The sequence below is a fragment of the Burkholderia sp. FERM BP-3421 genome (genome assembly GCF_028657905.1).
GTDB lineage: Bacteria > Pseudomonadota > Gammaproteobacteria > Burkholderiales > Burkholderiaceae > Burkholderia.
Genome location: NZ_CP117781.1, coordinates 2,157,132 through 2,169,926, shown reverse-complemented (window position 1 = coordinate 2,169,926; position 12,795 = coordinate 2,157,132). Strand labels below are relative to the sequence as shown.

The following is a 12,795-nucleotide window of genomic DNA, read 5'->3' as shown; positions in this document are numbered from 1 at the left end:
TTCGAGTCGAATGAAGATGAACGACGCGCACGATCCGACGTGGTGCGACGCTGCAACCGGCGCGCGATGCCCGCGCGTGCATCGCGATGCGGAGCCGCGCATGCGTGTCGGGTCGAGCGGGCAGGACCAGATGAAATCTAGTGGCTTTCGATGGGCCGATATATAGGCCCAGTCTGATTTACAGATCGGAATTCAGGTGTTCTGAAATTTTGGATAAAGCGGGGGCGGTGCGTCGTCCGGGGGAGGAGGCAGGCAAGGAGGGGGATGGCAGCGCGCGGCGCGTTCGAGTGCCGGCGCATGGCGCGTGGGCGCGCACTCCTGTTATCGGCGGTGCGGCGGGGTTCTTTATGACAGGGGCAAACGCGCGAGCGAGGAATGTGCGGGGCGCCCTCATCCTTCCAGGCGTCTCAATCGTGCGCCGGCAACGGCGGCCGCCGCTCGACAAGGTGGTGCCGCGTCGAGATGCGGCGAGCGCGTGCGGCGCGATTCGCGCGGGGCGTGGACGGCGCGCACGAATCGCGCGCCATGACGCGCGGCCGCTGTCGCGACGGCTCGCGGCCGGATGGTTGTACGTGCAAGGATCGTCAGTGGTGCGCGTGGACGCGTGTGTTGGCTTCGTCCCGCATCGCGGCTCAGCCGAGCATGGCGGGCAGATGGCTTTCCAGCAGCGCGAGCGCCGCGCGCGTCTTGGCCGGGATCGGGCGAGCGGCCGGATAGAGCGCATGCAGCGCGAAGCCCGGCACCGTGTAGCCGGGCAGCAGCGGCACGAGCGTGCCGGCAGCGAGCGCCGCCGCGCAAACGGGCGCCTGCAACACGCCGATTGCCGCGCCCGCGAGGATCCATTCATGGACGGGCCGCCAGTGGCTCGCATTCCACGCGACGGTCAGGCGCGCCTGGACGAGCTTGCCGCTGGCGTCGACGAGCGGCAGGTGCTGGTCGCCGAACAGGCCGGCCACGCGTGCGAAGGGATGCGCGATGAGCGCCTGCGGCGTAGTGGGCGCGTCGTGGTGTTCGAGATAGGCGGGTGAGGCGACGAGCACGCGCCGCACCTCGCCGAGACGGCGCGCGACGACATTGCCGACGCCGGGCTCGCCGAGCCGCAGCGACAGGTCGACGCCTTCCGTGACCGGATCGACCACGCGGTCGTTCAGCACGAGATCGACGTCGAGTGCCGGATGGCGTTCGCGCAGGCGGGCCAGCAGCGCAGGCAGGACGACTTCCCCGAGGCCCTGCGGCGCGGCGAGCCGCAGCGTGCCGCGCACCGCGCGCTGGTCGCGCGCGACCGCGTCCTGCGCATCCTGCGCGGCCGCCAGCACGATCCTGCTGCGTTCGTAGAAACGCGCGCCGGCGTCGGTGCAGGACACCGCGCGCGTGCTGCGCCTGAGCAGGCGCGCGCCGAGATGCTGTTCGAGTTTTTCGATGCGTTCGCTGACGGCTGGCTGGCCGATGCCGAGGTCGCGCGCCGCGGCCGACATACTGCCGCGCTCGACGACGCGCACGAAGATGCGCATGGCTGAGAGGAGGTCCATGCGCGCGATCGTATCAGTTTTGCCGATGAGTCAAATCGGCGTGGGATGCCTACCGGGCGGGGGGCGCGGTGCTTAGGCTGTGCGCATCTCGACTCATGACGACAGGTGCCCTGGATGGCAACGCTTGATTTACGACGGCTTGGTCCGTGTTTGTTGGCCATCGCGATCGACGCGATGGGTTTTGGTCTCGTGTATCCGATGATGTCCGCGCTGTTCGGGGATCCGCATTCGAGCCTTCTATCGCCGGATGCCGCGCCGGCTTGGCGCAACTTCTGCCTCGGGCTTGGCTACGGCGTCTATCCGTTCTTCATGTTCTTCGGTTCGTCGTTGATGGGCGCGTTGTCCGATGGGTTCGGGCGGCGCAGGATCCTGCTGGTGTGCGTGCCGGGGCTGTCGGCGAGTTATTTCATGATGGCGTTGGGGGCGATGCTCCCCAGCCTTTGGCTGCTGTTGGCGGGGCGTGGACTGAGCGGCTTGATGGCGGGCTGTCAGGGCATCGCGCAGGCCGCGATCGTCGACGTGAGCCGGCCTGAGGACAAGGCGCGCAACATGAGCGTGATGTCGATCGCGTTCAGCGCCGGGGTGATCGTCGGGCCGGTGTTGGGCGGCGTGGCGTCGGATGCGTCGATCGCGCCGTGGTTCGGGTACGGCACGCCGTTCATCGCCGTGGGGGTGTTGGCGCTGGGGTGTGGGGTCTGGACGTGGGTAACATATCGCGAACCGGTTGCCGCGTCGGGTTTCGCGCGGGTCGATGTGCTGCTGCCGATCAAGATCATCGTGGAGGCCGCGCGGCATCGGGAGATCGCGTGTCTGTCGGGGGTCTTTTTCCTGATGCAGGTGGGTTATGGCTTGTATCTGCAGACGATCATGCAACTGCTGCAATCGCGGTTCCACTACGCGAGCCATGAACTCGGGCTGTTCAGCGGGATGATCGGCGCGTGCTTCGTGATTGGGCTGATGGTGGTGGTGAGGTTGATGCTGCGGGTGTGGGGCGTGATCGACATCGCGCGGGTCGGGTTGCTGATGGCCGGCGTGGCGCAGATCGCGGCGTCGCTGGTGCCGGGTGCGTGGCCGCAGTGGGTGCTGGGCGCGTTCGTCGGCTGCTTCGATATGGTGGCGTACACGATGATGTATACGGCATTTTCGGACGCGGTGCCGGAAGCGCGGCAGGGGTGGGCGCTCGGGGTCGCGGGATCGGTGATGGCCGTGGCGTGGGTGGTGACGGGGGCGTTGAACAATGCGCTGCCGGTGTTTGGCGAGGCGGGGCTTTTGATGGTGGGGGGCGTGAGCTTTGTCGTGAGCTTCGGGTTGATGAGCGCTTATGGGCGCGGGCGGCAGCTTGCCCAGGCCGCTTGACGCCGCGCGGCTCGCGGCGGCCCGGAGTCACCGGTCCGTCGCCGCGCCGCTCGTCACCACGGAACGGCTCGCCCGAGGTAATCGAGGTAATGCAGGCCGGTGCGACCTTCATACGCTTCGATCGTGCCGATCAGGTTCGGGATGCTCTCCTCGATGCCGAGCCGCGCGCCGGGGCCGCCCATGTCGGTGCGCACCCAGCCGGGGGCCATCAGCAGCAGGGTTTTCGCTTCGTTTTGGTGGCGTGCCGCGTAGCTGCGCATGAACATGTTGAGCGCGGCCTTGCTGCCTCGATAGACCTCGTAGTTGCCGTTGGTGTTGTTGGCGAGGCTGCCTTGTCCCGATGACATCACGCCGATCGTTCCGGCCGGTTGCACGAGGTCCTGAAGCGTCGCGATGACCCGCATCGGGCTGAGCGCATTCGTCACCATCACGCGTATGAATTCATCGGTCGAGACGTCGGCGATCGTTTCGTGATCGGCATTCTTGACGCCGGCGTTCACGAACAGCACATCGATACGCCGGCCGTCGAGGCGAGCGCGCAACGCCGCGACTTGTTCCGGAATCGTGATGTCGACCGCTTCGACTTCAAGCGCGCCATGCGATGCGCTTGCGACCTGGCGCAGCTTGTCCATCGAGCCCGCGCGCCCGGTGGCGATCACGTGCCAGCCGCGCTTGAGGGCTTCCACGGCCATCGCGAAGCCGAGCCCGCGCGATGCGCCGATGAGGAGGAGGGTCTTGGGGGATGAGGTGGGTTGCATGAGTCGTTTCCAGTGAGTCGGGCCTGATCGGACGCCGTGCCGGCGCAATGCGCTCGGTACGGCGGGTGAGTGAAGGCACTTTATCGGCGAACCAGACATGGCGGAAGACGCAGCACTTGAACTTATATAATGCACCGAACGCCATGTCTTATGGCTCCTTTGGCCTGAAGGTCCGCTATGTCCGATCCCGACTTGAACCTCCTCATTGCGCTCGACGCGCTGCTGGCCGATGGCAGCGTGGTGGGCGCTGCGCGTCGGCTGGGGCTGAGCGCCTCGGCCATGAGCCGGACGCTGGCCCGGCTGCGCGAGGTGACGGGCGACCCGCTGCTGGTCCGCGCCGGGCGCCGCATGGTGCTGACGCCGCATGCCGAGGCGCTGCGACAACGCGCCCGGGGCGCGGTGGACGAGGCGCGCGCCGTGCTGTGTCCGGCGGAGGCCGAGCCTGAGTTCGACACGCTTCGGCGCACCTTCATCATTCGCGCCAATGACGGCTTCGTCGAGGTGTTCGGCGCGGCGCTGATCGCTGAGGTGGCGTCGATCGCGCCGTTCGTGCGCCTGTATTTCGTGCCCAAGCCGGAGAAAACCGCGACGCAGCTGCGGGAGGGGGCGGTGGATCTCGAGATCGGCGTACTGGGCGGGATGGGGCCTGAAATTCGCATGCAGGCGCTGTTTCGGGATCGGTTTGTCGGGGTGGTCAGGAAGGGGCATCCGCTTGCAAAGGCGCGCAAGGTGACGGCGGAGCGGTATGTCTCGTTCGGTCATGTGGTCGCGTCACGCCGGGGGCGCGGCGAGGGGCCGGTGGATGAGGCGCTCGCGGCGCTGGGGCTGGAACGAACGATCGTCGCGGTGGTGCCGAGTTTTCCGGCGGCGCTGGCGGTGGCGCAGGCATCGGATCTGATCGCGCTCGTGCCGGCGTCGTTTCTCGGTGTTCGGTCGGGTGCGCAGGGACTTTCGCCGGCGTCGTCCATTCACGCCTTCGAATTGCCGGTGGCGACCGGGAAAATCACCGTGTCGCAGCTGTGGCATCCGAGGCTGGAGGTCGATCCGGCGCATCGGTGGCTGCGGCAGCGGGTGTTGACGGTGTGTCGGCGGGGGATGCCGCAGTGATGCAGCTGGGTGAGCCTGTTTGATCGCGCCGGCTGGCGGCCTCGTCGAACTTGCGTGGCGGCTTGACCCGCAGGTAATGCGCGTGAGCCGGCAGAATTGGCATTTATCTCAAAGTTACTGATTTTTCAAAATCACGCTGCTCAGATATTGATTCAAATCGCGAAAATCGTTGATGGTCCAGTGATAAGGAGGGAGTTTTACGCCATTTTCCCGTAACGTCTTTGGAATCAGGTCGCCATTTGGGCGAAGTATTATTGACGATACAATGACTCCCGGATAAGCGATTAGCCGCTTTTTGAACGCGGACGTCGTAAGGTCGGGGGTGGGTGGGCTGCTCTTGTTGGCCAATGGCCCTGTTCCCTTGACATCTGTTCCATGACACATGGCACATCTTGCTAAAAATATCTTTTTCCCATTGCCGCTATCCGCAAAGGATGGCGATGTTTGAATGAATAATAAAATTCCTAGTGATGCAATGAGGGATGTTTTCATTTTCTCGTGGCAAGCAAGGAAGGCAGGAGCGGCCAGATAAGACCGTGAATCGAAGATGCCGGCCTTGTCGTGGCGAATGCATCGTATCCGCCGGCAGAAAGGCTTTTTGAGGTCGCTTGCGACCGGGGCGTTAGGGGCAAGTCATGGCCATTCAGTTTTCGAGGATGGTGTCGAAAGTCTCATCGGGATCGGGCATCGACATCCATGACGATCTGCAAATAACCAAAAAAACGGAGCCCAAGGGCTCCGTTTCTCGCATGCGCCAAACGCGCCGTTACCGCATCAACGCATCGAACTCCGCCAACAACCGATCCACATCCGCCGGCTCGATCGCGCCCATCGTCGAGATCCGGAACAGCGTGCTCGACAGCCCGCCTTGCCCTGCATAGATCACGAACCCGCGCGCCTTCAACCCGTCGTGCAGCGCTTCATACCCGACCACCTGCGGCAGCCGATACGCGCGCAGCACCACCGACGAAGCCCCTTCGGGCAACACCAGCGGCATACCCCGCGCGGCGAGCCCGGCCTGCGCCCGATCCGCCAACGCCTTGTACCGCGCATGCCGGGCGCGCCATCCGCCGGCCTCGTCGAACTCGCGCAGCGCCTCGACCAGCGCGTAATACGCATGAACCGACGGCGTAAACGGCGTATTCCGCTTCGCCTGCAACGCCGCGAGCCTTCCCAGATCGAGGTAATACGTCCGGCGCGCGGCCTTCGCGAGCGCATCCTGCCGCACGATCACGAACGCGGCCCCGGGCACGCCATGCAGGCACTTGTTCGCCGTCGCCGCAACCGCGTCGATCACGCCGCCCGCAAAATCGATCGCCTCGGCGCCGAAGCTGCTGACGCCATCCACCAGCATCCGCACCCCCCGTGCCCGGCACACCGCAGCCACCGCATCGAGGTCGTTCAACCTACCTGTCGTCGTCTCATGATGAATCACGGCGACATGGGTAATGCCGCGATCCGCATCGAGCCGCGCCGCGATCTGATCGACGTCCGGCGCGTCCATCCACTCATGCTTGAGCACTTCGTGCGCGATCCGATACTGCGCCGCGATCTGCGCAATACGCTCGCCATACACGCCGTTCTCGACCACGAGCAGCTTGCCGTCCTCGGGCACGAGGGCCGCGATCATGCTCTCGACAGCGGCCGTGCCGGACCCCGTCATCAACACCGCGGACCATTCGGCCGGATCCAGCTCATACGCAGCCACGAGCCGCGCGCGCGCCTCGTCCTGCAAATCGAAGAACTCGCTTTCGCGATGGCACAGATCGGTTTGCAGCAAGCTCTGGCGCACGCGTTCCGACAGCGTCACAGGGCCGGGATTAAGCAACAGCATGGTGAATCTCCTTCAGGCTTGCGTCGCGCCGATATGGCGCATCAGGCGCGTCTTGACGTCGACGGGCGTCACGGTCGGGCGGGGCAGCCCGTCGGGCACGCCGGTGCGGATCGACAGGCACGCGAAACGCACGCCATTCGCATCGCGCGCGTCGAGCGCCGCGTCGATCACATCGACCGTATCGCCTTCGAACGCGGCCGCATAACCGCACGCGGCGGCCACGCCGGCAAACGACACATGCGGCGACACCGTCGCCTGCCCCCCCGTCGATTCATGCGCGCCGTTGTCGAGCAGCACATGCGTGAGATTCGCCGGCCCATACGCGCCGAGCGTCGCGAACGCGCCCATGCGCATCAACGCCGCGCCGTCGCCGTCAACGGCAACCACATGCAGATCGGGCCGCGCGAGCGCGAGGCCGAGCGCGAGCGTCGTCACGCAGCCCATCGAGCCCACCATGTACAGCTGATTCGCCCGATCATCGAGCGCATACAACTCACGCCCGCAAAACCCCGTGGAAGCCAGCACCACGGTCGATTCAACCGGCGTCCCGGCGATCACGCGCGCGAGCGCATCCTGCCGCGTCGGCCATGCTTCGGGCGCCACATCCGAACGCAGCGTGCGCACCGCGGCCGCCGCAGGGCGCACGGGCCGCTCGCCCGCCTGCAGCGGATACGCGGCAACGCTGCCTTTCTGCATCACCAGCGCATACGGCCGGCCCGTCTCGTCCATGTGCGCGATCGCGCGATCGAGCGCCGGGCCGATCGCCTCGGCTTCCGTCGGGAACAGTTCCCACGGAATCTCCATCGTGTCGAGCATCGCCGGCGTGACCGGCCCCATCAGCGCATGCTGCGGCTCATCGGCCACGCCGGGTTGACCGCGCCACGTCACGATCAGCAACTGCGGCAGGCGGAACGTCCAGGTCAGCGAGGTCAGCGGGCTCACCGCGTTGCCGAGCCCGGAGTTCTGCATCATCGCGATCCCGCGCCGCCCGCCGAGCGTCGCGCCCGCGACGAGCGCGACGGCGTCGCCTTCGTTCGCGGCCGACACGTAATGCAACTGCGGATCCTGCAGCACGTAATTGATGAACGGCGTCAGGTAAGAGCAGGGCACGCCCGCATACGAGTCGAAACCGCGCGCGCGCGCGGCCTCGACAAACTGCGCGGCTTCGATCATTGCGCGGCTCCGTCGTTCGCGCGCTGTTCGGAGATCGGCGTTTGCTCGTGCGCGAAATCGCCCGCGCGACGGAAATCCTCGAGGTCGTTCACGCCGCGCCAATGACCGTGCACGTACTGCACTTCGATCTTCTCGCCGCCTTCGATCAGCGCGTTCAGCAGCGCCGGGACGTCGAGCGTGTCGAAGTCCGGACGCGCCTGCAGCGTGGCGAGCAGCGCCTTCAGGCGGGCCACGCCCGCGCCGCGCACGTTCAGCAGGCCGATCCAGCGGCCATGCGGTTCGCCCGCGCCTTCGCTCGACACGCGTTGCAGATGCGCCTTCTGGCCGAACAGGCCGCGATCGTCGCCGGCGGAGCAGAACGCGAAATCGCGCACGCTCTGGTTGGTCGGCTGGGTCAGCGACGAATCGACGACCACGCTGAATTCGGCATCGCTTTCCGCGAGGTCGCGCAGGATGTAGCTGCGGAACAGCAGGTCGCCGTAGGAGATCACGGTGTCGCCCGTCAGGCGCTCGGCCGCGCACGCGAGCGAGGCGAGTTCGCCGGTGCTGGCGTGGCGTTCGTTGACCACGAGCTTCACGCCGGAGGTGTCGATCGCGTCCGCGCGATAACCGCCGACCACGGTGATGTCGTTCACGCCCTGCTTCTTGAAGCCGTCGACGAGCCAGCGCAGCAGCGGCTTGCCGGCGACGGGCAGCATCACCTTGGGCTTGTCCTCGGTGACGGCCTCGAGGCCCTTGCCGCGGCTCGCGGCGAGCACGATCGCGGCGTTCGACGCGCGCGACGACGAGGACAGGTAGATGCGCTCGGCCGCCGAATACTCGTCGGCGTCCTGCAGACGGAAGATCTCGTTGACGCTCGCGACGCGGTCTTCGACGTTGATCAGCGTCTGGTTCTCGTGGATCTCGCGTGCGACGGCCTGCATCGCGGACGCGGATGCGCGGATCAGGTGGTTCGCCCAGATCACGGTGCTGATGCCGGCCTGGCGGAACACGTCGGTCGGCGTGCTGTAGTACTTGGTCGGCACGATCACGAGCGGGGCCTTGCCGCTCCATTCGCGCGCGAACTGGAGAATCTCGTCGGGACGCGACAGCTTGCTGTGGATCAGGATCGCATCCGCGCCGGCTTCCGCGTATGCGTTCGCGCGGCGCAGCGCCTCATCCATGCCCCAGCCGGCGATCAGCGCCTCGACGCGCGCGACGATCGAGAAATCCGGGTCGCTCTGCGAGTCCTTGCCGGCCTTGATCTTGCCGCAGAACTCATCGATCTCGGCGAGCGGCTGGCGTTCGCCGTCGATGAAGCTGTTGGTCTTCGGGAACTGCTTGTCCTCGATACACACGCCCGCGATGCCGCGCTGTTCGAGCTTCCTCACGAGCCGGCGCACGTTGTTGAAGTTGCCGTAGCCGGTGTCGCCGTCGAGCAGGATCGGCAGGTCGCTCGCGTCCGCCATGAATTCGAGCGTGTCGACTACCTGGGTCCAGCTCGCTTCGTTGTTGTCGCGCACGCCGTATTGCGCGGAGATCGCGAGGCCCGAGGCCCAGATCGCCTTGAAGCCGGCCTCGCGGACGATCCGCGCGGACAGGCCGTTGTGCGCTTCCATCAGGAATTCGAGGTCCTGGCTGACGAGCATGCGGCGCAGGCGCGCGCTGCGCGATTCGGAGAAATTCGGTTCACGGGCGTTCATCGTGCCACTCCTACGGTGCGTTGAATCTGCGGCAGCACTTCCTGGCTCGCACGCGAGACGTCATTGGGAAAATCGATTTCGATCCACGGGGCGCCCGTGACATCGGCAATCTCGAAATCGCGACCGCCTTCCAGCAGCAGGTCGCGTACCGCTTCTTCATGCGGCAGGTTGGCGCGGCCGCCGTCGACGTAGCCGGCGACGATCTCGGCCAGCCGGCGCGCGGTGTCCTCGCGGAACCGGAAGAAGCCGACCGATTCGCCGATCGTGTCGTACTCGAGGCCGACCGCGAGCTGCTTGCGCAACTCGACCGGCACGCCGTTCTTCGCGCACAGCTTGACGGGCTCGTCGCCTTCCTCGAAGCCGCGGTCGATCAGCAGGCGGTCGGTGGGGCGCTCGGGGTCGGCCACGAGCGCATGCAGGATGCTGTCGTCGTACAGCACGTCGGCGTCCATGATCAGCACGTCGCCGCCGCGCGTCATCGGGCCGGCGGCGGTGTGCAGGGTCAGCACGCTGCCGAGGTCGTAGCGCGGGTTCAGCACGATCTCGGCGCGGCGGCCGAGGCGTTCGAGTTCGGCCTCGACCTTCTCGGACTGGAAGCCGAGCGCGAGCACGACCTCGGTCACGCCGACCGCGTCGAGCAGCCGGAAATGGCGTTCGAGGAGCGACACGTCGTCGAAGCGCAGCAGGCACTTCGGGTACTGCGCCTCGGGCGGTTGTTGCAGACGCAGGCCGAGGCCCGCCGCAAGGATGATGGCTCGCATGTGTTTCTCCACGCAGGGTAATGCCGGCCGGCCGCGTCGCGGCTCAGTCGGCAAGCGGCTGCGGCGCCGCGCGGCGCCGTTGCCAGTTTCGTTCACGGTAATGCAGGTACAGGATGCCGGGCAGGCCGAGCGCGAGTTCGCGCGCGCGCTTCGCGAGCGACAGCGCGAGCGCCGCCTCGGGCGGGAGCCCGACGAGCGGCGCGAGCAGCAGATAGCCGCCTTCCTGCGCGCCGAGCGAGCCGGGGATCGCGAACGCCGCGCCGCGGATCGCCTGGCCGACGCTCTCCAGCAGCAGCGCATCGAGCCAGCTGACCGGGTGGCCGAGGAAGTGCAGCGCGAGCCACACTTCGCCCGTGCCGACCACCCAGCCGACGAAGCTGAGCCAGAAGGTCGACGCGACCCGGTCGCGGCGGCGGTACAGGTCGGCGACCGCGGCGTCGATTGCGTCGGCGCGCGTGGCGAGGCCCGACCAGTCGCGCGGACCGAACAGCTTCGACACGAGGCGCAGCCCGCGCCCGAACAGGCCGCGCCGCTGCGCGACATAGAACGCGAGCGCGAACAGCGCGAGCAGCGCGGTCGCGATCAGCGCGGGCGTGCGCAGGTGCGACACCGAATCATGGCTCGCGTACAGGCTGAACGCGGCGATGCCGACGAGCGCGAACAGCAGCTGCGCGAGCGCCTGCATCGTGGTGCTGACGGTGATCGCGGCGGCGGCTTCCTGCATCCGCACGCCCTGCTGCGAGAGGTAGCGCACCATCAGCACCGGGCCGCCGATCTGCCCGGCGGGCAGCAGGCTGTTGACCGATTCGCCCACCCAGCGCGCATACAGCGCCTCGCGCATCGACGCGCCGCGCGTGCCGGCCGGGAACATCACGGCGATCGCCCGCGCATCGATCACGAGCGGCACCAGATGGAAGGCCGCGACGAGCGCGAGCCCCCAGCCGGCCGTGAGCAGCGTCGACGCGACGGCGCCGAAGCCTTGCCAGGCCAGCAATGCAACGAACAGCGCTGTCCCGATCGACAGCAGGATCATGCCGGCGCGCGTCATGAGCCCTGGGTGCGGCGCGCGGCCAGCTGACGGAACACCTGGCGGAAGCCGAAGTACGCGATCGCATCCTTCATGTTCGAGATGAAGCGCTTCCAGGGACGCATGCCGGGATCGGTCACGTATTCGAAGGTCAGCGACACGCGCAGCTCGTTCTCGCCGAGCGGCGTGACGCGGTGGCGCAGCTTGTCGCCGTCGAACAGCACGATGCCGCCGTGCGCGATCTGCACCGAGCCCGGCTCGTCGGCGACCGCCGGGTTGCGCGTGTGCAGCTCGTAGTCGAGCCGCGACGTCGATTCGTCGATCACGCCGAACAGCAGCGTGTAGCGGCGGCCGTCGTAGTACGAGGTGTCGTAGTGCCAGCCGATGTGATCGCCGGGGCGGGTGTAGTAGTACAGCGCGTACGCGTGCGGATCGTCTTCCGGCGACAGCAGCAGGGTGTCGCCCGTGATCTTCTCGAGGAAGCCGATCAGCGCCTTCGAGCGGTACAGCTCGGCGATGTACGGCGCCTTCGCGTCGATCGTGTGCCGGCTCACGCTGCCACCCTGCTTGTGGCCGGGCAGGTAGTTGCGGTTGATGTCCGCCTGCAGCGCGCGCGCGGCGTCGGCGAGCTTGCCGGCCGCGTCCTTCGGCAGGAAGTCGTCGAGGTACAGGAACGCGCCTTGGCGCGTGTAGTGCTGTCGCAGGCCGGGCAGGTCGAGTTCGCCGACGCGGGACGCGACGGCGCGGTCAGGGGGAAGCCCCGTGCCCTGCGCCGTGGAAGGCGAGGTCGGCACGGTCTCTGCGCCTGTATGGAGGGTCATTTGGTGACTTGGATTTCGGTTGGATTGGGCGCGGCGCGGCCGCGGCGCACGATGCGCCAGTAGTCGGCCACGACCCACGCGGCAAAGAGCGGCGCGCCGATCGACGCGGCCAGCAGGAAGCGCTCCACGCCGTCGAACAGCGTGACGAGGGGCAGCAGGTAGAGCACGTCCTCGGTCTCGAAGCCGCCGACGAACGCCTGCTTGGTGCCGGCCTTGCCGGCGAACGATTCGATCCGCATCCGCAGGAAGAAGATCAGCGCGACGGCCGCGCCCGCGAGCGTGCCGAGCAGGACCGGATTGGCGGCCATGCGGCCGCCCGTGGCGACAATCCCGGCGCCCATGCTGACGAACAGCGCGACCGTGATCAGCGCGTCGCTCGCGAGGTCGTAAAAGTGGCCGATCTTGCTGGATTTGCCGCTGATCCGCGCGAGTTCGCCGTCGGTATGGTCGACGAAGTTCGACAGCACGATCAGGAACGCGCCCGCGTTGATCCAGCGGAAGCCGCCCTGCGCGAGGCAGTACGCGCCCGCGAGGCCGATCAGCAGGCGCAGCGTGGTGAGGTGGTTCGGCGTGACCGGCGTGTCGATCAGGGGCGTGACAAGCCAGCGGGCCAGCCGGGCATCCCAGGTGCGGGGCGGCGGGCTTGCCGTGGTGATTTTGTTGGTGGTTCTCTGGTCCATCGGCGGAATATATACGGATTTGTAATTTATTGCTTTTTGATGACCAAAAACCTTGATTCTACCGGCT

Annotated in this window: 12 protein-coding genes; 2 read left to right on the top strand and 10 right to left on the bottom strand. The window is 67.0% G+C overall.

Going from position 1 to position 12,795, the window contains the following annotated elements; all coding sequences use genetic code 11:
• Nucleotides 1–632: 632 nt before the first annotated feature.
• Nucleotides 633–1,529, bottom strand: a complete 897-nt coding sequence (locus tag Bsp3421_RS12435; RefSeq protein WP_273996262.1) for a LysR family transcriptional regulator — start codon at nucleotides 1,527–1,529, stop codon at nucleotides 633–635.
• 114 nt (nucleotides 1,530–1,643) lie between these two features.
• Between Bsp3421_RS12435 and Bsp3421_RS12430 the strand changes: the two genes are divergently transcribed.
• Nucleotides 1,644–2,885: an MFS transporter gene (locus tag Bsp3421_RS12430; RefSeq protein ID WP_443111438.1), complete on the top strand. Its 1,242-nt coding sequence runs from the start codon at nucleotides 1,644–1,646 to the stop codon at nucleotides 2,883–2,885.
• Between the two features lie 53 nt (nucleotides 2,886–2,938).
• Here the strand turns inward: Bsp3421_RS12430 and Bsp3421_RS12425 are convergent, their stop codons facing one another.
• Nucleotides 2,939–3,643 (bottom strand): SDR family NAD(P)-dependent oxidoreductase, encoded by a 705-nt coding sequence (locus tag Bsp3421_RS12425; RefSeq protein WP_273998370.1) that lies wholly within the window; start codon nucleotides 3,641–3,643, stop codon nucleotides 2,939–2,941.
• 177 nt (nucleotides 3,644–3,820) lie between these two features.
• Here Bsp3421_RS12425 and Bsp3421_RS12420 point away from each other — a divergent pair, with 177 nt between their 5' ends.
• Entirely contained in the window at nucleotides 3,821–4,750 is a 930-nt protein-coding gene (locus Bsp3421_RS12420) for a LysR family transcriptional regulator (RefSeq protein WP_273996260.1), read from the top strand.
• A gap of 114 nt (nucleotides 4,751–4,864) precedes the next feature.
• Here Bsp3421_RS12420 and Bsp3421_RS12415 read toward each other — a convergent pair whose 3' ends face one another.
• The 8 genes from Bsp3421_RS12415 to Bsp3421_RS12380 all read right to left on the bottom strand — a co-directional run bounded on the left by Bsp3421_RS12415 (nucleotide 4,865) and on the right by Bsp3421_RS12380 (nucleotide 12,728).
• Entirely contained in the window at nucleotides 4,865–5,242 is a 378-nt protein-coding gene (locus Bsp3421_RS12415; RefSeq protein WP_273996259.1) for a cytochrome c, read from the bottom strand.
• 274 nt (nucleotides 5,243–5,516) lie between these two features.
• Nucleotides 5,517–6,584 carry a 2-aminoethylphosphonate aminotransferase gene (locus tag Bsp3421_RS12410; RefSeq protein ID WP_273996258.1) on the bottom strand — a complete coding sequence of 356 codons (1,068 nt, stop codon included), beginning with the start codon at nucleotides 6,582–6,584 and terminating at the stop codon, nucleotides 5,517–5,519.
• A 12-nt stretch (nucleotides 6,585–6,596) separates the two neighbouring features.
• Complete coding sequence (gene aepY / locus Bsp3421_RS12405) at nucleotides 6,597–7,757, bottom strand: phosphonopyruvate decarboxylase (protein WP_273996257.1); 1,161 nt, start codon at nucleotides 7,755–7,757, stop codon at nucleotides 6,597–6,599.
• A complete protein-coding gene (gene aepX / locus Bsp3421_RS12400) occupies nucleotides 7,754–9,439 on the bottom strand; it encodes a phosphoenolpyruvate mutase (protein ID WP_273996256.1) in 1,686 nt (561 codons plus the stop codon). The genes aepY and aepX overlap by 4 nt, the downstream gene beginning before the upstream one ends.
• A complete protein-coding gene (locus Bsp3421_RS12395) occupies nucleotides 9,436–10,200 on the bottom strand; it encodes a phosphocholine cytidylyltransferase family protein (RefSeq protein ID WP_273996255.1) in 765 nt (254 codons plus the stop codon). Before Bsp3421_RS12395 ends, aepX begins: the two co-directional genes overlap by 4 nt.
• A 43-nt stretch (nucleotides 10,201–10,243) precedes the next feature.
• Nucleotides 10,244–11,248 (bottom strand): HpnL family protein, encoded by a 1,005-nt coding sequence (locus Bsp3421_RS12390; protein WP_273996254.1) that lies wholly within the window; start codon nucleotides 11,246–11,248, stop codon nucleotides 10,244–10,246.
• Nucleotides 11,245–12,048, bottom strand: a complete 804-nt coding sequence (locus tag Bsp3421_RS12385; RefSeq protein ID WP_273996253.1) for a HalD/BesD family halogenase — start codon at nucleotides 12,046–12,048, stop codon at nucleotides 11,245–11,247. Before Bsp3421_RS12385 ends, Bsp3421_RS12390 begins: the two co-directional genes overlap by 4 nt.
• Nucleotides 12,045–12,728, bottom strand: a complete 684-nt coding sequence (locus Bsp3421_RS12380) for a CDP-alcohol phosphatidyltransferase family protein (RefSeq protein ID WP_273996251.1) — start codon at nucleotides 12,726–12,728, stop codon at nucleotides 12,045–12,047. The genes Bsp3421_RS12385 and Bsp3421_RS12380 overlap by 4 nt, the downstream gene beginning before the upstream one ends.
• Nucleotides 12,729–12,795 lie beyond the last annotated feature (67 nt).

Excerpts from the sequence above, each read along its gene's own strand:
- Bsp3421_RS12435 (WP_273996262.1), bottom strand. The coding sequence starts at position 1,529 with ATGGACCTCCTCTCAGCCATGCGCATCTTCGTGCGCGTCGTCGAGCGC.
- Bsp3421_RS12430 (WP_443111438.1), top strand. The coding sequence starts at position 1,644 with ATGGCAACGCTTGATTTACGACGGCTTGGTCCGTGTTTGTTGGCCATC.
- Bsp3421_RS12425 (WP_273998370.1), bottom strand. The coding sequence starts at position 3,643 with ATGCAACCCACCTCATCCCCCAAGACCCTCCTCCTCATCGGCGCATCG.
- Bsp3421_RS12420 (WP_273996260.1), top strand. The coding sequence starts at position 3,821 with ATGTCCGATCCCGACTTGAACCTCCTCATTGCGCTCGACGCGCTGCTG.
- Bsp3421_RS12415 (WP_273996259.1), bottom strand. The coding sequence starts at position 5,242 with ATGAAAACATCCCTCATTGCATCACTAGGAATTTTATTATTCATTCAA.
- Bsp3421_RS12410 (WP_273996258.1), bottom strand. The coding sequence starts at position 6,584 with ATGCTGTTGCTTAATCCCGGCCCTGTGACGCTGTCGGAACGCGTGCGC.
- aepY (WP_273996257.1), bottom strand. The coding sequence starts at position 7,757 with ATGATCGAAGCCGCGCAGTTTGTCGAGGCCGCGCGCGCGCGCGGTTTC.
- aepX (WP_273996256.1), bottom strand. The coding sequence starts at position 9,439 with ATGAACGCCCGTGAACCGAATTTCTCCGAATCGCGCAGCGCGCGCCTG.
- Bsp3421_RS12395 (WP_273996255.1), bottom strand. The coding sequence starts at position 10,200 with ATGCGAGCCATCATCCTTGCGGCGGGCCTCGGCCTGCGTCTGCAACAA.
- Bsp3421_RS12390 (WP_273996254.1), bottom strand. The coding sequence starts at position 11,248 with ATGACGCGCGCCGGCATGATCCTGCTGTCGATCGGGACAGCGCTGTTC.
- Bsp3421_RS12385 (WP_273996253.1), bottom strand. The coding sequence starts at position 12,048 with ATGACCCTCCATACAGGCGCAGAGACCGTGCCGACCTCGCCTTCCACG.
- Bsp3421_RS12380 (WP_273996251.1), bottom strand. The coding sequence starts at position 12,728 with ATGGACCAGAGAACCACCAACAAAATCACCACGGCAAGCCCGCCGCCC.